Origin of the sequence: Pseudonocardia parietis (assembly GCF_017876315.1) — a bacterium.
In the GTDB taxonomy this organism is placed as follows: domain Bacteria; phylum Actinomycetota; class Actinomycetes; order Mycobacteriales; family Pseudonocardiaceae; genus Pseudonocardia; species Pseudonocardia parietis.
Genome location: NZ_JAGINU010000001.1, coordinates 344,309 through 363,856, shown reverse-complemented (window position 1 = coordinate 363,856; position 19,548 = coordinate 344,309). Strand labels below are relative to the sequence as shown.

The following is a 19,548-nucleotide window of genomic DNA, read 5'->3' as shown; positions in this document are numbered from 1 at the left end:
GGGCGCTCTCCGTTCGGGCGATCAGGGGGACCTACCGTACGAGGGTCACGGCGAGGGCATCGGAACCGGCTCCACCGGACCCCCGGCCACCGGCGGGACCGCATCGACCGGCGGTGGTTCGTCGCAGGCGGTCAGGCGCCACAACGCCGTCTCCCCGCCGGTGGCGACGAGCTCGAACCCGGGCACCGGTGCGATGTCGTGCAGGCCCGGGTACCAGCGCGCACCCCCGTGCCACGGCCAGAACGTGATCGGACCGGTGAGGACGTACTCGACGCGGGTCGCCGCGGCGGCCGCGCACACCTCCGGGTCGTCCGCGGCGTTGCGCAGCCGGGTGGCGACGACGGTCTGCTCCGGCGTCCAGCTGCCGATGAGGTGCGGGAACAGGACCTCGCGGCCGGTCAGCGGATACAGCAGCGAGTTCCCGGTGAACGGGTCGGCGGCGACCACCGAACCGGGCGGGACGAGCGTCCCCACCCGTTCCAGGAACTCACGCTGTCCCGGTTCGAGCAGTACGTCCGCGGACAGCTGGTAGGTCCCGGCCAGTACCGACGAGTGCAGCGAGGTGGACAGGCCCCCGGAGCCGAGCAGCACGAGCGCGGCGATCCCGGTCGTGAGGAGGGCCGGGGCCCCGCGACGGCGCACCGGGTGCCCGGCGGGCAGGCGCGAGGTCAGCAGCGCCCGGTGCAGGAGCCCCGCGACGGTGACGACCCCGAGTACCGCGAGCGGCACCCCGGTGACCGGCAGCATCGCGGCCAGCCGGAACGAGTCGTTGTACCAGGCACCGGTCAGCCCGGCGGTGAGCGCGTCCTCCCGGGACGCGGCGAGCACGTACAGCAGGCCCGACGCCGCGTGCGCCGGGACCAGCCACGACGTCGTGACCCGCCGGAAGGATGCCACCGCCCCGACGAGCACCATCGCGGCCAGCACCCAGAGCGCGGGCCGGTTGTTCGTCCCGAGCAGCAGTACCTCGGTGATCGCCGACGGCGTGCTCGTGAACGCCGGCCAGTCGAAGCTCCGCACGCCGGCGAGCAGCGGCGACGCCACCATCAGCCAGCCCACCAGCGCGAGCCCGCCGACGGTGCAGACCAGCCCCAGCAGCGGCTGCCAGAAGCGCCGGGTGAGCATCCGGTGCCGGATCAGCCGTGCGAGGGCCCACAGCAACGGGAACACGGCGAGCACGGCGAGGCTGAACACCGTGTTCGGGTGGGCGAACCCGAGCGCGAGCGTCCCGGTCAGGCCGAGGGCGAGCGCGCCGCCCGGCCGTAGGACCGGTTCCCGCGCCAGGCCCAGCAGGGCCGTCCCCGAGGCGAGCACCGCGGGCAGCAGCGCCAGACCGAGCAGGTTCGGCCACAGCACCCCGAAGGACATCAGGGCCCACGGGAACCCGGTGAAGCCGGTGGCCAGCACCGGGGTGACGGCGGCGGCGCCGGTCGACCGGCCGATCACGTGCCGGGTGAGCAGGAGCGCGGACAGCGGGAAGACGACACCCGCGACCACCCAGGCCGTCAGGTTGGCCGCGACCGGGACCGTGGCCCCGGACGTCATCGCGACCAGGGACACCAGGTCGTGCCAGGCGGCCGGGTAGAACGCGGTCGGCTGCCCGGGGCTGGTCAGCGTGCCGAGGGTCAGCGACGACGCGTCCCCGGTCCCGAGGACGTGCGCGATCCCGCTGTAGTGGAAGACGGCGTCGTAGGTGGACGAGAGCTGGTCCACCGGGCCGAAGCCGCGCACCACCGTCAGCCAGGCGAGACCCGCCGCGACGGCCGTGCCGAGCAGCGCGGCGAGCCCGGCGCGCCTACCGTCCGGTCCGTCCCGCTGGGCGGAGGTCCGCCAGACGTGGGGGAGGGCCGTGGTCAGCGGTTCGGGACCGCGGGCGAACAGGCCCCGTGGGGTGCGCAGCCGGACCACCGCGGACCGCAGCCGCCGGCCCGGCTCCCAGGAGCTCAGCGCCGACCGCCAGCCACGGTGCAGCGGGCTGCCCGCGGGGCGGCGGGCGAGGAAGCTGCGGAAGACGACGACCAGAACGGTCACCAGTACGGCGAGGAGCAGGGGCAGCCACGGCCCCCACGGCACGCCGATCCCCGCGCCGAGGACCGCCGACGTCGCGATCAGCGCCACCGACACCGCGGGCGCCGCACCCCACGCGGTGATCCCGCGCAGCCCGGACGTCCTGGTCACGAGCAGGCCCGGACCGACCACCCAGAACACGGCCGCGAGCGCGGCGGGCAGCGCGGACAGCCAGGTGGGCGTGTCGATCATGATCCGACGACTCGCCCGGCGTCACAGGCGGTGATCCGCCAGAGCGCGTTGTCGCCCTCCTCGGCGAGGAGCTCGAAGCCCTCGGCCTCGTCCAGGTCGACGAGGCCCGGCCAGTTCTCGGCGAGCGGATCCGGCTGCCAGAACGTGGGGGGAGCGGTGATCACGTACCCGACACCGGTCTCCGCGATGGCGGCGCACACCTGCGGGTCGGTCGCGGCGTCGCGCAGCCGTTCGGCGATCAGCTGCTGGTCGGGCGACCACACCCCGGTCAGGTGCGGGAACAGCACCTGCCGGTCGGTCAGCGGCCACAGCATCGCGGTGCCGGCCCACGGGTTCTGCGCGACGACGGCATCGGCCGGGATGAGCTCGCCGGCGTTGCGCAGGAACTGGGCCTGCTCCGGGCCGACCAGCACCTCCTCCGGCGTCTGGTAGATCCCGGCCAGCTGGTCGATGTGCGCGCGCTGGTACAGCCCGCCCGAGGTGACGACGACGGCGCTCACCCCGACCGCGACCAGCACGGCGGCCCGCGGGCGGGGCCAGTGCTCCACCGCGGGCGCGGCCCGGGTCAGGGCGTCGCGGGCGACGCACCCCACGCGGCGGGCCAGCGAGCACAGCGCGACCAGGCCGAGCGCGGCCAGCGGTGCGGCCGTCACCGGGACGAGCGCGGCGATCCGGGGCGCGTCGTTGTACCAGACACCGGTCCAGATCGAGGACCACGTGCTGGCGCCGACGACGTACAGCGCGCAGACCATCAGGTGCGCCGGTACCAGCCAGGACGTCCGCGCCCGGCGCAGCGCCCACACCGCGCCGGCGACCGTCAGGACGGCGATCGACCAGGCCGGGGTGTTGCCGTCCGGGCTGTGCAGCAGCGCGTCGACCACGGCCTCACCGGCGCTGACCTGCGGCTCCCAGTAGTAGCCGCGGATGCCGTCGAGCAGCGGCGACACGAACATGAACCAGGCCGCGACCGCGCCCGCGCCGAACACGACCGGCACCACGGCCAGCGCTCGCACCGCCTGCGCACCGCCGGCGCGCAGCCCCCGCCGGACCCCGCCCGCCATGCCCCACAGCACCGGCGGGACGGCGACGACCACCGCGCCGAACAGTGCGTTCGGATGCGCGAGACCCAGCGCGAGGACGGCGGCGACGACCGGGAACCAGCGCGCCACCCGCCCCGGTGGGTACGGGGTCGGCTCCGATGGCACGGTCAGTGCGGGGCCGGTGCCGGGCCCGACTGCCGCCCCGGACCCGAACCCGGACCCGAGCCCGGGCCGGGCGGCCAGCGCGACCGCCGCCAGCCCGGCGGGGACCAGCGCGACACCGAGCAGGTTCGGCCACAGCGCGCCGTAGGTGACCAGAGTCCACGGGAACGCGATGAAGCCCAGCGACAGCACCGGCGCCGCCAGCGCGGCCCCGGCCGAGCGGCCGACCAGCGTCCGGACCAGCAGCAGTACCGACAGCGGCCAGACCAGCAGCGTCGCCACCAGCGCGACCACGTTGGAGGCGATCACGACCTCGGCGGGCCCCGGGGTCACCGGCACGATCAGCGAGACGACGCCGTGCCAGGCCGACGGGTAGAAGCCCGGGGAGTTCACCAGGCCACCGACGGTCAACGACGAGGCGTCGCCCGTGGTCAGGATCCGGGCGACGGCGTTGTAGTGGAAGCTGGCGTCGAAGGTCTGGGACAGCGCGTCCGGCCGGTCCATGCCCCGGATCGCGGCCCGGAACCCCAGCGCCCAGGCGATCAGCATGCCGCCGGTCGCGGCGAGCCCGGTCCAGCGCCGGTCCGGCCCGCCGTGGCGCAGGGTCGCCCACACCCCGGCCGCGTGGTCGCGCACGAGCGCGGGACCCGGCATCAGCACGCGGCCCAGCACCAGGCGTCGTGCACCCACCACGACCACCGCGAACAGCAGCGCCGCCGCGACCGGGACGGCACCGCTCCACGGGACACCGAGCAGGCTCCCGGCCACGGCGGACCCGGCGATCAGGCCGACCGACAGCAGCGGGGCCGCACCCCACACCGTGATGCCGCGCAGCCCGGCGGCAACCCCGACGAGCAGGCCGGGCAGCGTCATCCAGATGGCGGCAAGCAACACGAGCGGGACGGCGGAGAACCAGCTCACCTCGGGCCGTCTCCTTCCCTTGCGTGCACGGCCTGGGCCGGTATGCAGCGGGAATGCCGGATACGTCCGCTTACGCGACCTGGGGGCGAGGGTACCGAAGCCGCCCGGTGCCCCCGATCACGCCTGCCCTACCCTCGGGTGCCGTGAGTCTCGACGGGTACGACCTCGGTAGCTACGACCTGATCGTCGTCGGGTCCGGGTTCTTCGGACTGACCGTGGCCGAACGGATGGCCGAGGGCCTCGGCAAGCGGGTGCTGGTGCTGGAGCGCCGCGACCACATCGGCGGCAACGCCTACTCCGAGCCCGAGCCCGAGACCGGCATCGAGATCCACCGGTACGGCGCCCACCTGTTCCACACCTCGAACGAGCGGGTGTGGGAGTACGTGAACCGGTTCACCGACTTCACGAACTACCAGCACCGGGTCTTCGCCCGGGCCGGTGACCAGGTCTACGCGTTCCCGATGAACCTGGCACTGATCAACCAGTTCTTCGGGAAGGCGCACACCCCGGACGAGGCCCGCGCGCTGATCGCCGAGCAGTCCTCCGAGGTGGAGACCGGCGAGGCCACCAACCTCGAGGAGAAGGCGATCTCGCTGATCGGGCGACCGCTCTACGAGGCCTTCATCAAGGGCTACAACGAGAAGCAGTGGCAGACCGACCCGAAGAACCTCGACGCGTCGATCATCACCCGGCTCCCGGTCCGCTACACCTACGACAACCGCTACTTCAACGACACCCACGAGGGCCTGCCGGTCGACGGCTACGCCGCGTGGCTGGAGCGGATGGCGGCCCACGAGAACATCGACGTCGTCCTCGAGACCGACTTCTTCGAGGTCCGGGACGCGCTGCCGGCCGGGGTCCCGGTCGTCTACACCGGTCCGCTGGACCGCTACTTCGACCACGCCGAGGGCGAGCTCGGCTGGCGCACCCTGGACTTCGAGATGTCGGTGGAGGACACCGGTGACTTCCAGGGCACGTCGGTGATCAACTACAACGACGCCGAGGTCCCCTTCACCCGGATCCTCGAGTTCCGGCACATGCACCCGGAGCGGGACTACCCGAAGGACAAGACGGTGATCGTGCGGGAGTACTCGCGCTTCGCCGAGTCCGGGGACGAGCCGTACTACCCGATCAACACCCCGGACAACCGGACCAAGCTGGAGCGCTACCGCGAGCTCGCCCGCAAGGAGACCGCGAACCGCAACGTGCTGTTCGGCGGCCGGCTGGGCACCTACAAGTACCTGGACATGCACATGGCCATCGGGTCGGCGCTGACCATGTACGAGAACCGCCTCGTCCCGCACTTCACCGAGGGCAGGCCGCTGTCCGGGACCGAGTCCGAGGACTGAGCTCGGCCGCTCCGTCACGACCAGCGGGCCACCGCGCGGACGAGGTCATCCAGGTCGGACAGGTCCTGCAGCCGTGCGAGCACGATCGTGTCGTCGACGTCCACGTAGTCGTGCACCAGCACGTTGCGGAATCCGACCGCCCGGGCGAGCCGGTCGGACAGGTCGTCTGGAAGAACGCCGTGCCGTCCGAGCAGGCGGAGCGCGTCACCGTTGTCGCGTGGTGGACCCCACCCCTCCGACGAGCAGAGGTGCTGCGCGACATCCACGCAGCCTTCGATGGCGGTCACGAACACGTACTTGATCCCGCGCAGCCACAACGGGTCGGCGCGTCGCTGCGATGTCGCGTTCGCCTCGGCCCGTAGCACCGCGAGATCGTCGGTGATCGCCCGTAGGAGGCGGGCCACCCGGACCTCATCGACCATCCCGGCTCCTCATCGTGTCGAGGAACTCCCGGTGCGCACGGGTGATCCTCGGAAGCTCGTCGGCGTAGATCTTCCGCATGGTGGCCACCCACCGCACCCGGGCCGGCGGGTCGTCGTCGAACAGGAGTTCCCCGTCCAGCGCGACCCGACCGGCGAGCTCCAGCGGCGCGTCGTTCAGCACCAGGAGGTCGACGTCCGGGGGCAGATCCACCTCGAACGACGCCGGTGAGTCCCGCGGCCACCAGGCCGCCACGTCGAGATCGGAATCCTGCCGGGGCGCCCCGCCTGCGGCCCGGCTGCCGTGTACCAGCGCGAACCGGGCCCCTGTCGCGCGCAACGCCGCGACGGTCTCGGTGCGGAGGCTCTGCCGGGCGCCGGTCACACGACCAGTGTCGCATCCGGAGGCCCGGTGCCCGGCCCGTCGCCGCGGTGCCACGGCCGCGGCGGACCCACCGGTCCCGGACGCCGGCTCGCGTCGCCCCGGGATCGAGCGAGGTGTGCTCCCGTGGTGGTCGGCGCACCGAGGGTGACCCTTGCGTCACCGACACTCTCGACCGGCTCCCGGCTGTCGGGTGGTCCGCCGTTACGCTTCGATCGGATCCCGACCGGTCCGAACTCACCAGCGATGCCGTAGCCGACGCGGGACCCCGACCGGAACCCGCCGACCCCCCGAGGCAGTTTCTGCGATGACCACCGCCCCCACGGACCAGCGAGGCAGCGAGATGGACACCGTGCCCCAGGCGTCCGGCGACACGACGACCGGCGAGACGCTGCTCCAGCGGGTGATCCTGCCCCGGCCCGCCGACCCGTTCGCGGTGCGCGCGCTCTACCTCGACGAGCGCCCCGGTACGACCCTCGCGCCGGTCGATCCGCTGCACGGGGAGCAGGACCGCCGGTTGTCACTGACCGTGTCGACCGCCTCCGGGCGCCGCACCCGGGTCGCCGACCGGACCAGCGCGACCGTCCCGCCGGCCACCGAGGTCTCGTTCGGTGCCTACTTCAACGCCTTCGCCGCGGGGTACTGGCGTGCCTGGTCCACGCTGAGGGCGATCGAGCTGCGGCTGGGCCTGGAGGGTTCGGGCCGGGTCGACGTCTACCGCACCAAGGCCGACGGATCGCAGATCTTCGTCGGCGGCGAGGTCGTGCAGGGCCGCCGGCGGATTTCGATGGAGCTGGACCTGCGCCCGTTCGAGGACGGCGGCTGGTACTGGTTCGACCTGTCCACCGACGAGGGCGACCTCACCCTGCACGGTGGCGGCTGGCACGCCCCGCAGGACGCGCCCGGCCGGGCCGCCGTCGTCGTCGGGATGCCGACCTTCAACCGGCCCGCCGACTGCGTCGCCACGCTGACCGCGCTCGGGTCGGACCCGCAGGTGCTCGACACGATCACCGCGATCATCCTGCCCGACCAGGGCACGAAGAAGGTCCGCGACGAGGCCGGCTACGAGCAGGCCGCGGCCGCGCTCGGGGACCGACTCCGGATCGTCGACCAGCCCAACCTCGGTGGCTCCGGCGGCTACGCCCGGATCATGTACGAGGTCCTGCACGGCACGGGACCGCACGCGGGCGGCATCGACTGCGAGCAGATCCTCTACATGGACGACGACATCCTGCTCGAGCCCGACTCGGTGCTCCGCGCGGTCGCGTTCTCCCGGTTCTCCCGCGAGCCCATGATCGTCGGCGGGCAGATGCTGTCGCTGCAGGCCCGCTCGCAGCTGTCCACGATGGGCGAGGTCGTCGACCGCAACCAGTTCCTCTGGCGGCCTGCCCCGCGGACCGAGGCACACCACGACCTCGCCGCGCGCACGCTCCGGCAGACCCCGTGGCTGCACCGCCGGGTCGACGTCGACTACAACGCCTGGTGGATGTGCCTGATCCCGCGCCGGGTCGCCGAGGACCTCGGCCTGCCGCTGCCGCTGTTCATCAAGTGGGACGACGCCGAGTACGGCCTGCGCGCCCGCGCCGCCGGCTACCGCACGGCCACCGTCCCGGGCATCGCGATCTGGCACATGTCCTTCATCGAGAAGGACGACTCGTCGGACTGGCAGGCGTACTTCCACTACCGCAACCGCCTGGTCGCGGCCGCACTGCACGGGCCGGACGACCCGCGGGCCATGCTCAAGGAGACGTTCAAGCGGACCCTGCGGCACCTGATGCTCATGGAGTACTCGGCGGTCGCGCTGCAGCTCAAGGCGTTCACCGACTTCCTCGCCGGGCCGGAGGCGCTGTTCCCGAAGCTGCCGGTGGTGCTCGACGAGATCCGCGAGCTGCGCGGCCGGTACGACGACGGCCGCCCGATGGACTCCGCGACCGAGGTGCCGCCCGCCGAGCTGGACGCGCTCGGCGCGCAGCTGTTCCCGGCGCCCCCGGCCGGGAAGGCCAAGGTCGCCCTCGGCCTGGCCCGCGGTGTGCTGCGGAACCTGCGCACGCCCGACCCGGCGCTGCAGGAGCGGCCACAGCGCAACGTGCCGTGGTCGAACGCGCAGTGGTTCGTCCTCTCCGGCCTCGACTCGGCGACGGTGTCCACCCCGGACGGTCGCGGGGTGACGTTTCGGCGCCGTGACCCGCGGATGTTCAAGCAGATGGTCGGCGAGTCACTGCGGCTGCACCGCACCGTCGCCGCCGACTGGGAGACCCTGCGCGGGCGCTACCGGGCGGCGGCGCCGACGCTGACCGGTAAGGACGGCTGGAAGCACATCTTCGAGTGAGCACCGCGGCGTCCGCCCGCCGGCCTCTGCTCCTGTTGCTGCTCGGCGGCCTGACCTGCCTGCTCGGGCTCGCCGCGGCGCTGGCCCCGGTCGACGCCGACGACCCGGTCGTCAGCTGGCCGCGGCCGGGAGCCGAGCCGGGGGCGGCGGCGTCGACGGTGCTGCCGCTGTCGCCGTACCGGCCGCTGGAGTTCACCGCCCAGATCCCGTGCGCGGCCGCCGCGTCGCTGCCCGACGGCGACGTGCTGCGGACCATGCCGGCCGACGTCGAGGACCCGGCCACCGCACCCGGTCTGTCCGCGACCGTCACCGGCGGTGCGCTGACGATCCGGTCCGGGGCCGAGGAGCTCCACACCGGACCGGTCGGGGACGGCTGTGTCTACCGGGTGACCGCGGATGCGGACGGCACCGTCCTGACCCGCGACGGCGAGACGCTCGCCGAGCGCCCGGAGCTCGCCCCGCCGCAGGTCGCCGAGCTGTCGACCGCGGTCGCCGGCCCCGCCGCCGACGGCCTTCAGGTGCAGCTGCACACCGACGCGCGCTACGAGTCGTCGCCGTCCCCGCTGAAGGTCGGCCTGCTCGTCGCGCACCTGATCGCGCTGGCAGCGACCCTCGCCGTGGCCGTCCGCAGCTGGACCGGCACCCGGCGGATCCTCGCCGTCGCGCCCCGGCCGGGGATCGCCGACGCCGTCGTCCTCGTCGTGACCCTCGCCTGGGCGGTGCTCGGGCCGGTCAACATCGACGACTCCTGGTACGCGCTGATGGCCCGCCAGGCCGAGGTCAGCGGCACCGTCGGCAACGCGATCTACCAGTTCAACGTCACCGAGGCCCCGTTCACGACCGGCCAGTACCTGATGCAGTTCTGGGGCGCGGTCGCCGGCTGGGGGCTGCTCCCGATGCGGGTGGTCCCGGTCGTGCTCGGGCTCGGGACCTGGGTGCTGCTCCGGCTGACGCTGATCGCGCTGGCCGACCGGGCGGGCGGGCGGCCCGGTGTCGTCGCGGCGCTGGCCGTCGCGCACCTCGCGTGGTTCCTGCCGTACGGGATCACGCTGCGCCCCGAGACCACGGGCACGCTCGCCGCCGTCGGGGTGTTGTTCCTGGTCGCGGCCGCACTGCGGACCGGCGCGGTCGGGCTGCTCGCCCCGGCCACGGCCGTCGCCGTCCTCGGTGTGACGGCCGCGCCCGCCGCGCTGGTCGCCGCCGTGCCGCTGCTGCTCGCGCTGCCACTCGTGTGGTGGCACCTGGTGCACTCCGGGTGGGTCACCCGGTCGGCGACGGTCGCGGTCGCGCTCGCCGCGGCGAGCGTCGTCGTGCCGCTCGGGCTGGCCGACCAGACCCTCGCCGACGTGCGCGAGTCGATCGCCGTGCACCGCTGGTACTACTTCCAGTACTCGTGGTGGCAGGAGTACGAGCACTACGCGAACCTGCTCGGCGTCGACGACCAGGGATCATGGGGACGACGGCTGCCGGTCCTGCTGACCGTCGCCGTCCTGGCACTCGGCACGGTCCGGCTGGCGACCCGGCGCGGCACCGGCGGCCCGCTCGGCCGGGCTCTCGGGTTCGCGCTCGCCGTCACCGCGCTCGGCCTGGTCGCGGTCGCGCTCAGCCCGACCAAGTGGGTCAACCACTTCGGTGCCGTCGCCGCGCCGGCCACCCTGCTGCTCGGGATCGCGCTGACCCGCGGGCCGCTGCCGCGCCGCGCACCGGCCCGGCTCGTCGCGGTCGGGACGGCCGTGCTCGGCGTCGTCGCCGCCGTGATCTACGCCGGGCCGAACCTGTGGCGGCCGTTCGGGGACTGGGGGCAGCCGTTCGGCAACCACTCGGTGATCGACGCGCCGATCCACCAGCAGGTCCTCGCCCCGCACCTCGGCCCGCTCTACCTGCGCAGCCCGCTGCTGTGGCTGCTGGTCGCCGCGGCCGGGCTCTGGTGGATGCACCGGCGGCGCCGGGCCGGGCGCCCCTCGGGGACGGGCCCGGACGGCGCGGTGCTGCGCACGGCCGCGGCCGGCGGTGTCGTCCTCATGCTGCTCGTGTTCGCCCTGGCGCCGGTGCAGCAGGCCCCGGGCGCCTCGGTCGCGTCGATGAACCTGGCCGCGCTCGCCGGGAAGCCGTGCGGGCTGGCCGACGCCGTCGTCGTCCAGGTCCCGGACGGACCCGCCCCGCCGGCGTCCGGCCCGCCGGAGCTCACCGGCGTCATGCGGGAGGGCCCGCCGCCGGACCGGCCCGAACCCGATGGACCGGCCTGGCACACCGACGATGCCGGCACCGGGACGCTCGCCACCGGCTGGTTCCCGGTCGCGGACGGCACGCCCACCGTGCTCGTCCCGGCCACCGGTGACCTGCGGCCCGAGCAGGAGATCGTCGTGGAGGCCGCTACCGGACCCGTCGGTGCCCCGGCCGCGACCGCGAGGCTCCAGCCGGACCTGCCCGGCGAGAAGACCGCCGAGTGGACCGACCTGCCGGTCGATCTCGCGGAGGCGGGGTTCCCCGTCACGCAGGTACGGCTGCTCGTCGAGGACCGGCTCGACGGCCCCGACAGCTGGCTCGCCGCCGGTGCGCCGGTGCCGGCCCGCGAGCGGCCCGCGTCCGAGGTGATCGGGGGTGATCCGGTGTTCGCCGACCAGGTCTCGGCGCTGCTGTGGCCGTGCGAGGACCAGATCGTCGTGCGGCACGGGATCGCCGGTACCCCGCAGTGGCGGCTGCGGACCGGTGACAGCCTGGAGGGCGCTACCGAGGACAACGCGTTCTTCGCCGGGAACGGCGGCGTGCTCGCCGGCGTCGATCGGACCGCGACCTTCGACGAGCTGCCGTCGCGGCTGGAGCCGCCACCCGGGCGGGCGATGTTCGACTGGGGTCACATCGAGCGGGTCGAGTACGACCACCCGACCGGCGGCTACCTCCTCGAGGTCGGCACCGAGCGCCGCTGGGGCTGGGACGGGCTGCCGAGCCTGGCGACCGAGGAGTACACCGGCCGGGACTTCCTGGGCTGATCTCCCGATTCTCGTCGGTGACCGCGGATACCGTGTGACCGTGGCGTTCCCGGTAATCGACGTCTCCCGCTGGGAGAACGTCAGCCCTGAGCCGGTGGGCCGGGAGGAGAAGGTCTGGCTACGGCCTCTCGAGGGCACCGTCGATACGGCGGAGAACGACTGGCTGTTCAAACCGGTGGTGTTCACCTCCGATGGACACAGGCAGGGGGAGGACTGGGCGGAGAAGGTCGTGTCCGAGGTCGCCGGCCTGCTCGGCATGCCGTGTGCGGCGGTGGAGTTGGCCGTTCGCGACGGAACACCGGGCTCCCTGTCCCGAAACGTCGTGCCCGACGGATGGAACCTGGTCTCGGGTTCCGTCCTGCTCAGCGCAATCGATCCGACTTACGTGGAAGGAAGGCTCCGCCCACCCGGGCGGGCGGGGCACAGTCCATCGGTGATCCTCCGAGCGCTCGCCGACATCGCTGCGCCCTCCGGCCTTGCCGCGACTGACGCCCGACAGGTCTTCGCGGGGTATCTCCTGCTCGACGCGTGGGTGGGCAACCAGGATCGGCACGATCAGAACTGGGCAGTGCTGCGTGAAGCCTCCGCCCCCGGCGGGATGCGGCTCGCTCCCTCGTTCGACCACGCGAGTTCGCTCGGCTTCCAGCGGCGGGACAGCTTCCGCGTGACGACGTTGCGGAACGGTCTGGAAGGCTTCGTCGCGAAGGCCCGGGCGCACCGTTTCGAACACGACCCGGTGGCCGGCCGCGCGGCGATCCCCAGTCTCGTCGACGTGGCACGTACGACGCTCGACGCGGTCCCTGAAGCCGCTACGTGGTGGGCTCGGCTCGCCGGAATCCGGGCGCAGCAGGTGGAGACGGTGGTCGCCGGAATCCCGGGACTGTCGGAGCCGACCGCTATGTTCGTGGTGGAGATGTTGAGGCTCAACAGGAGGAGGCTGCTCGATGTCTGGTGACGTGCGGTCGGCAGGTGTCGAAACACCGGTCCGCCCGGTCGCCGACGCCGGTCGTTCAGCTGGCGCGCTGATCGTTGCATGGCAGCATCCCGACTCCCGGTTGATCTCGCCGGTCGGACGACTGGAGCACGGGCCGGGACTCCACTACCGCTTCCGGTATTTGCGGTCTGCTCGGGAGGTTGCAGATTTCCAACCGTTCCTGAGCTTTCCGGAGTGGTCGGGTGACTACCGATCGGAGAACCTGTTCCCGGTGTTCTCACAGCGGATCATGAGCCCGCGCCGACCCGACTTTCCCGAGTACCTCCGGCAGCTCCATCTCGACGGCAACGCCACACCCTGGGAGCAACTCGCGCGTTCCGAGGGCCGCCGCCACGGTGACACGGTTCAGGTGTTCCCGATTCCGTCGGTGGAGCTCGATGGGACGAGTTCGTGCTGCTTCCTCGCCCATGGCGTGCGACACGTCACCGGGGGCATGCTCCCGCCGCTCACCCAGGGCGATCTGCTACAGCTCCGAGCGGAGCCCACGAATCCGGTCGACCCGGCTGCCCAACTGATCCGCAGCGAGAACGGAACCGACCTCGGCTATGTCCCGGCCCTGATGTTGGAACATTTCGCGGCGCTCCGGAGCGCCGGCCCCGTGTCGTTGCGGGTGGAGCACGTCAACGGTCCCGAGGCCCCGGCGCATCTCCGGCTCCTCGTTCGGCTCGAGGGTATGACGCCACGCGACTACGTGCCCATGTCGAGTCCCGGCTGGGCAGTCTGGTCGGACGGTTGAACGGCTGATCGACTGGTACGTACGTCGCCGGGATGACGACGGCTCGGGGATGCCTCCGGGGCCGAGCCCGATCCGTCCGAGAGCCGATCCCGGTGTGCTGAAGGCGTGTCCTCGACGAAAACCTGGCGCCGGCTCACCGTCTGGCTGCACGTACTCACCTCGGTCGGCTGGATGGCGCTCGCCGCGTCGCTGGCCGCCCTGCTCGCCCTGGCCGTCGCCGACCCGGCGGCGCGCGGTCCGGCGCTGCTCGCCGCCCACCACCTCGACGCCGTGCTGCTCGCGCCGCTCGCCGTCGGCTCCGCGCTGACCGGGATCGTGCTCGCCGGCGCGACCCCCTACGGCTTCTTCCTGCACTGGTGGGTCGCGGTGAAGTTCGCGATCACCGTGGTGCAGCTGTGCATCGGGATCTTCCTGCTGTCCGGGATGCTCGGCGACGCGCACGCCGATCCGGCGGCCGCCCCGCCCGGCGTGCTGCTCGCGACGACCCTGCTCATGGTGTCGGCGATCGCGTTCCAGGCGTGGGCGTCGATCGCGAAGCCCTGGGGCCGGACACCGTGGTCCGTGGGCCGGCCGAAACCGGCCACCGGGCCGCGCTGGATGTTCGCGTCGGCGTGCGTGGCCGTCGTCGTCGACCTCGTGCTCGGCTTCTACGCCGGGAACCCGATGCCGGTGGCGTCGGTGCTCGTGCTGGTCGCGATCATGAACCGTCGAACAGCCGGGTCCAGGTCTCCCGTGCGGTGAGCCGCGGCTCGGCGGACTTCCACGCGCGGGCGGCCTCGGGACCCTCGGTGTAGAGGCGGCGCACGGTGCGCACCCCGCGGGTGGCGAGCTCGCGCAGGCGCTCCCGGTCCCGGGTGCGGATCCGGACGCCGGTCTCGGCCATGTCGGTCACGATCGCCCGCTCGAACAGCGCCACGTGCCACCAGTGCGCCTCACCGGCGGGCACCATGCCGGACCGGAACGGCACCCGTCCGGAGGCCTGCAGCACCGCCCGCTTCACCCAGGTCCTGATCATCTTGCTGGGCTTGTACCCGGCCAGGTGCACCACGGACTCGCGCGGGTCGAGACCGGCCTCGGTGATCGGCACCGCCGTGGTCTCGGGGTAGGCGGCGCGGATGGCGCGGATCCGTGCCGCGGCGGTCGCGGAGCCGTCGTCGAGGATCGCCGGGCCCTCCAGGAAGTCGTCGACCGCGGTCAGCAGCGTCGCGGCCAGGCCGTACTGCATCGCGACGAGGTACTGGGCCAGCAGCTCGACCACCGTGCCGGTGACCGTGCGCCGGTCGAACCCGGTGCGCAGCGCCGCGGTGATCAGGCCGTTGCGCTGGTTGAAGTAGCGGTGCCACTCGTCCCAGTCCTTCCAGCCGAAGTCGGCGTGCCACACGCCGGCCCCGGGCAGGGAGACCGTGGGGAAACCGTGCTCGCGGGCGCGGTAGCCGAACTCGACGTCGTCCCACTGGAAGAACAGCGGCAGCGGGTAGCCGATCGCGCGCACGATCGGCGCCGGGATCAGGCAGGACCACCAGCCGTTGTACTCGGTGTCGACCCGGCGTTCCTGCACGATCGGCAGCAGCCGCTCGTCCCGGCCGAGCAGGAAGCCCTCCTCGAGCGCGCCCGGGACCGGCCGGCCCACCCGGAGCCGTTCCGGCTCGGCGTACTCGGCGGTGATGTGCACGTGTCCCGGGTGGAGCAGGTTCAGCATCTGCCCGCCGACGATCGTCGGGTGCGCGGTGCACGCGGCGAACCCGGTCAGCCGGACGACGATCTCCGGGTCGAGCAGCACGTCGTCGTCCATCAGCAGGACGTCGTGGTCGTCGGCCGGCTCCCCGGCGGTCGCCTCGTAGAGGCCGCGGGTGAAGCCGCCCGCGCCGCCCAGGTTCGGCTGGCGCTGGTAGACGAGCTGCTCACCGAACGCGTCCGCGACCGTGGTGAACCGGTCGCGCGACTCCAGCGGGTCGCTGCCCTGGTCGACCACCCGCACCGGCCCGACGCGGCCCAGTGCGACCGGGTCGTCCAGCAGCGCCTGCAGCGTGTTCAGGCAGTCCTCGACCCGATTGTACGTGCAGATCGTGATCGCCGTCGGGCGGGCCGGATGCGGCACGTCGACCGCCCACTCGACGTCCGACACCGTCATCGCACCCGTGTCGGTGCCGAACTCAAGCCAGAGCCCGCCGCCGTCGAGGAAGCGGTCGATCACCCCGGTGAGCTCCACGGAGGTATCGCCGTCGACGTCGGCCACCCCGACCGCCCGCGCCACCTTGTTGGTGTCCGAGGCCATCAGCCGGATCCGGCCGCGCCCGCCGGCCCGCAGGGTCACCCGGACCTCGGGGACGGCCGTCCAGCGCTGCCAGTAGGTGGCGTGCAGCCGCCCCCAGTAGGTGTTGGTGCTGACGAGCGTGGCCGGGCTCAGCTCGATCCGGTCCCGCTCGCGGCGGGCGGCCCCGTGCACGACCTCCGCGTAGAGGTCCTCGGGGACCAGCGGCGTCGGGCCGGTGAACGGGCCGCGCTGCACCACGAGCCGGCCGGGCCGCGGGTCACCGCCCGACGATGCGGAGGGAGCGGGGTCGCCGTCGCGGGTGGCACGGGCGGTGTCCAGCATGTCGCGCAGTCGCCTCTCGGTCGGTTCGGGCGGGATGAGTCTGTCAGCCGGGCAGCGATGACGGGTCCGCGGGCGCGCTGCCCGCCTCACCGACCTGCTGCCAGCCCCACATGGTCCGCTCGCCGTGCTCGGCAGGCGCGGGGACGGCCCGCGGGTCGTACCGGTCGACCAGCCGGATCTGGCCCCAGTCGAAGTCCCACGCACCCGGCAGGTAGGTCGGGACGTAGCGCTGGGCACCGATCTGGGTGAGCCAGCCCTGCGGGCCGCCGTTGGAGGCCCGGCCCCACTCGTCGGCGACCGTGCGCTGCTGGATGTCGGCGAGCATCCGGAACGCCGGGACGTCGGCGATCCCGCGGTGCACCCCGAACCGCTCGAGGCACGGGTGCACGAACGACGTGGCCCAGTCCAGGTAGCCGGGTCGCCCGGCGACGACCTCGGTCAGCGGGGTCAGCTCCGGGACCCGCGGCTGCGCGACGGCCATCCACGAGTTCGGTCCGATCCCGCGGTCCCGGGCCACGACGCGGACGGAGTCGGCCCCGGCGGCCTCCCGCCCGGCGAGGTCGAGCCGGATGTCGCGCCAGGCCTGGCCGCCCGCGGCCCCGCCCGCGGCGTCCGACGTGGTGGTCACCGTGCCGGTGTTGCCGCCGGGTTCGATCGTCTCGATCACCTGCCCGTCGCGGGCGAACTCCAGGGCGAGCGTGTTCGCGCCGCCGACCGTCCCGGCGATCCCGAGCACCAGCGGCGCGGAGCCGCTCCGGGTGGCCTCCGGCAGGGCGTACCAGCCGGACCGGTAGTCGCCGACGGCGTTCGCGTCCGGCGACCAGCTGCCCGTGATCGGGCCGCCGAGCGGCCCGGTGCCGGTGATGCCCGGTTGGCGGTCGCCGGTACCGCTGTTGTCCCGCAGCGACCCCGCACCGGTCGGCGGCAGGCCGTCCGGGCCGAAGCCCTCCGCCAGCGGCGGCTCGGCCCCCACCCCGCCGGACGGTGGGGCGGGCGGCAGCACGCTCGCCGCCGGGTCGGGCTCGACCATGATCCGCCCGGCGAGACCGCACTCGGAGCCCGTCGGATCGGTGAGGATGTCCGCGCCGAGCGAGTACGAGCCCGCCTGCTTCTCCATGCCCTTCGCCAGCGACGCGACCTGGAACAGCACCATCAACGCGCAGATGAGCGCGACCGGCGCCGACCCGAGGCGGACGGCCTGGGCCTGCCCCACCCGGCGCCGTCGCCGTCCGACGGTCTGGCGGACCGGTCGTGGGATGCCCGACGACGACCGCAGGTGCTCCACGGCCGCGACGACCAGCGAGACGAACGCGGCGGTCAGCAGCAGCGTGGTGGCCTCGATGCCGCTGACCGACACCGGCTTGTCGAACCAGGGGACACCCCAGTCCGAGACGTACCACCAGGTGTTCGGGCCGGTGAACGCCAGCGCGGTCACCGAGAGCACGGCGGCGAGGAACAGCGCCTGGTTGCGCCGCGAGCGCAGCACACCCGTGCTCGTGGCCAGGACGGCGAGCGCGGCGACACCTGCCCCGAGCGCGGCGAACGCGCCGAAGTGGTGGGTCCACTTCGTCGGTGTCAGCGCGAGGACCGCGAACGACAGCGCGGTGCTCGCGAGGAGCCGGCGGGAGAAGCCGAGCGCGGCGCCCGGGATACGACCGCGGCGCAGCAGCACGATGGTCGACACGATCATGCACAGCCACAGCAGCAGCACCGGGAAGCGGCGGTGCACCGACCCGTCCCGGCTCTCGCTGAACAGCAGCACGTAGCGCGACAGTTCCTCGTACCAGGACAGGCTCGGCCCGATCTCGGTGCGGACCCGGGTCGCCTCGGCGATCGTCGCCCACGTCTGGTCGCCGAACACGGCGACCAGAACGATCAGCCCGGCCGCCGCGAGCGGGGCCAGGGTCGTGACCCATCCGGTGCGGCGGATCCGCTCGGTGAGCAGCGTCAGCAGCGGCCGGGCGGCGGCGAGGAACGGGGCGAGGGCGATGAGGCCGGTGGGGGTCGCGGCGACCGCGAACGCCCCGGCCACGAGCGCGCCCGCGACCGGCAGCAGCCGGCGGGTGGCGAGTGCCCGCTCCAGCATCACGAACGACACCAGCGCGGCGATCACCACGACCGACTCCGGGCGCAGGCCGTTGTTGAACGGCAGCCAGAAGCACAGGAAGACACCGGCCGCCGCCCAGCCGGCGGACCGGCTGCGGCGGACCCGGGTGCCGAGCCGCGGCAGCAGCGCCCGGCTGATCAGGAACCACGACGCCAGGGCCATCGCCAGTGCGGGCAGCCGTAGCCAGAGCACGGCGTCGGAGATCCCGCTCCACAGCGAGTACAGCTGGTAGAACCAGCCGAACGGTGCCTCCGGGACGTCGAACCAGCGGTGGTAGTTCCCGATGTAGCCCGCGGTCTCGGTGCCGCGCGAGATGTCGAGGATGTACCCGTCGTCCGGGGTCATCGAGCCGATCAGCGCCCACACGACGAGCACGGCGGTGACCACGACATCGCGTGCGGTGTCGCGGCCGCGCAAGGCGACCGCGAGCCGGCGCCCGTGCACGACGCGGCGGGCGTCGGCGTCGTCGATCCGGCGCAGCAGGAACAGCGACCCGAGCAGTGCGACGACGGCGACCGCGCCGGCGACCAGCTTGAGCACCGACGCGCTGCCGTCGTAGCGGTTGTCGGTGTCGAACCGGACCTCGGTCCCGCCCATCGGGTCGAGGTCCGCGTCGAGATCGGAGTAGATGCCGACGACCTGCGGGCGGGCGTCCCCGTCGCTGTCGGCGAGCGTCGTGCCCGCCAGGGTGGCGGTCGTCGCGCCGCCGTCGGAATCGAACGTGAACGCGCACGGCGCACCCGCCGGGGGGAGCGCGGTCGTGGCGAGCCGCGCGCCGCGGTTGTCGAGGGTCAGCGTGCCGTCGGCGACGGTGAGCCGCATCCCCACGGTGTCGCCGGTGGGCGCCGCGGCCGGCGTCGTGGACAGCACCGTGGCCGGGCCGGGGGAGCGGTCGTCGAGGCTGCGGATCGCGTCGCACGAGATCGTCGCGGTGAGCGTCTCCGCGCGGTACGCGACCAGCGGCGCGTCGAGCGGTGCCGTCCCGGTCTCCGCGTTCGGCCAGGTCACGGTCGCGGTGTTCTGCACGACCGGGAGGAACGGGATCGCCAGCGCCAGGAGCGCGGAGATCAGGCCGAGCCCGGCGGCGAGGAAGCGATCGGCGGAACGGGGACCCCGGTCACCGGACCGGCTCCCGGGCCGGGGCTCGGACTCCGTGTCGACGGTCAGCACGTCGCCGAGGCTAGACGTGCACGGCAGGCCGGTCGTGACGCCCCCGTGATCGGCTTCCGGGCGGATTCGCCCTGCCGGGGTCTCAAGTCCGGGC

General features: G+C 73.4%; 12 protein-coding genes. 6 read left to right on the top strand and 6 right to left on the bottom strand.

The features are described from left to right. Window positions 1–45: 45 nt before the first annotated feature. Together JOF36_RS01760 and JOF36_RS01755 are read right to left on the bottom strand one after the other, a co-directional pair. A complete protein-coding gene (locus tag JOF36_RS01760; RefSeq protein WP_210024678.1) occupies window positions 46–2,259 on the bottom strand; it encodes a DUF6541 family protein in 2,214 nt (737 codons plus the stop codon). Continuing rightward, on the bottom strand, window positions 2,256–4,382 hold the full coding sequence (locus tag JOF36_RS01755; RefSeq protein WP_210024677.1) for a DUF6541 family protein: 2,127 nt from the start codon (window positions 4,380–4,382) through the stop codon (window positions 2,256–2,258). Before JOF36_RS01755 ends, JOF36_RS01760 begins: the two co-directional genes overlap by 4 nt. 143 nt (window positions 4,383–4,525) lie before the next feature. Here JOF36_RS01755 and glf point away from each other — a divergent pair, with 143 nt between their 5' ends. Continuing rightward, the gene (gene glf / locus JOF36_RS01750) at window positions 4,526–5,731 is read left to right on the top strand and encodes a UDP-galactopyranose mutase (protein ID WP_210024676.1); all 1,206 of its coding nucleotides are present in this window, start codon (window positions 4,526–4,528) and stop codon (window positions 5,729–5,731) included. Window positions 5,732–5,745: 14 nt separating this feature from the next. Here glf and hepT read toward each other — a convergent pair whose 3' ends face one another. Continuing rightward, window positions 5,746–6,153 carry a type VII toxin-antitoxin system HepT family RNase toxin gene (gene hepT / locus JOF36_RS01745; protein ID WP_210024675.1) on the bottom strand — a complete coding sequence of 136 codons (408 nt, stop codon included), beginning with the start codon at window positions 6,151–6,153 and terminating at the stop codon, window positions 5,746–5,748. Beyond that, the gene (locus JOF36_RS01740; protein WP_210024674.1) at window positions 6,143–6,535 is read right to left on the bottom strand and encodes a nucleotidyltransferase domain-containing protein; all 393 of its coding nucleotides are present in this window, start codon (window positions 6,533–6,535) and stop codon (window positions 6,143–6,145) included. Before JOF36_RS01740 ends, hepT begins: the two co-directional genes overlap by 11 nt. Before the next feature lie 304 nt (window positions 6,536–6,839). On the opposite strand from JOF36_RS01740, the gene JOF36_RS01735 reads away from it, so the two are divergent. The 5 genes from JOF36_RS01735 (at window position 6,840) to JOF36_RS01715 (ending at window position 14,322) form a co-directional block, all read left to right on the top strand. Next, the gene (locus tag JOF36_RS01735; RefSeq protein ID WP_245350615.1) at window positions 6,840–8,861 is read left to right on the top strand and encodes a glycosyltransferase; all 2,022 of its coding nucleotides are present in this window, start codon (window positions 6,840–6,842) and stop codon (window positions 8,859–8,861) included. After that, the gene (locus JOF36_RS01730; RefSeq protein ID WP_210024673.1) at window positions 8,858–11,851 is read left to right on the top strand and encodes an arabinosyltransferase domain-containing protein; all 2,994 of its coding nucleotides are present in this window, start codon (window positions 8,858–8,860) and stop codon (window positions 11,849–11,851) included. The genes JOF36_RS01735 and JOF36_RS01730 overlap by 4 nt, the downstream gene beginning before the upstream one ends. A gap of 40 nt (window positions 11,852–11,891) precedes the next feature. Then, complete coding sequence (locus JOF36_RS01725) at window positions 11,892–12,806, top strand: HipA domain-containing protein (RefSeq protein WP_210024672.1); 915 nt, start codon at window positions 11,892–11,894, stop codon at window positions 12,804–12,806. Continuing rightward, complete coding sequence (locus tag JOF36_RS01720; RefSeq protein WP_210024671.1) at window positions 12,796–13,581, top strand: HIRAN domain-containing protein; 786 nt, start codon at window positions 12,796–12,798, stop codon at window positions 13,579–13,581. Before JOF36_RS01725 ends, JOF36_RS01720 begins: the two co-directional genes overlap by 11 nt. Before the next feature lie 105 nt (window positions 13,582–13,686). Next, window positions 13,687–14,322, top strand: a complete 636-nt coding sequence (locus JOF36_RS01715) for a hypothetical protein (RefSeq protein WP_210024670.1) — start codon at window positions 13,687–13,689, stop codon at window positions 14,320–14,322. On the opposite strand, the gene JOF36_RS01710 is transcribed toward JOF36_RS01715, so the two are convergent. Both JOF36_RS01710 and JOF36_RS01705 read right to left on the bottom strand, forming a co-directional pair. Next, window positions 14,279–16,177, bottom strand: coding sequence for a glycosyltransferase (locus tag JOF36_RS01710; protein ID WP_210024669.1), 1,899 nt, complete (start codon window positions 16,175–16,177; stop codon window positions 14,279–14,281). The two genes, JOF36_RS01715 and JOF36_RS01710, sit on opposite strands and share 44 nt — an antisense overlap. A 43-nt stretch (window positions 16,178–16,220) precedes the next feature. Further along, window positions 16,221–19,454 (bottom strand): arabinosyltransferase domain-containing protein, encoded by a 3,234-nt coding sequence (locus tag JOF36_RS01705; RefSeq protein ID WP_210024668.1) that lies wholly within the window; start codon window positions 19,452–19,454, stop codon window positions 16,221–16,223. Window positions 19,455–19,548 lie beyond the last annotated feature (94 nt).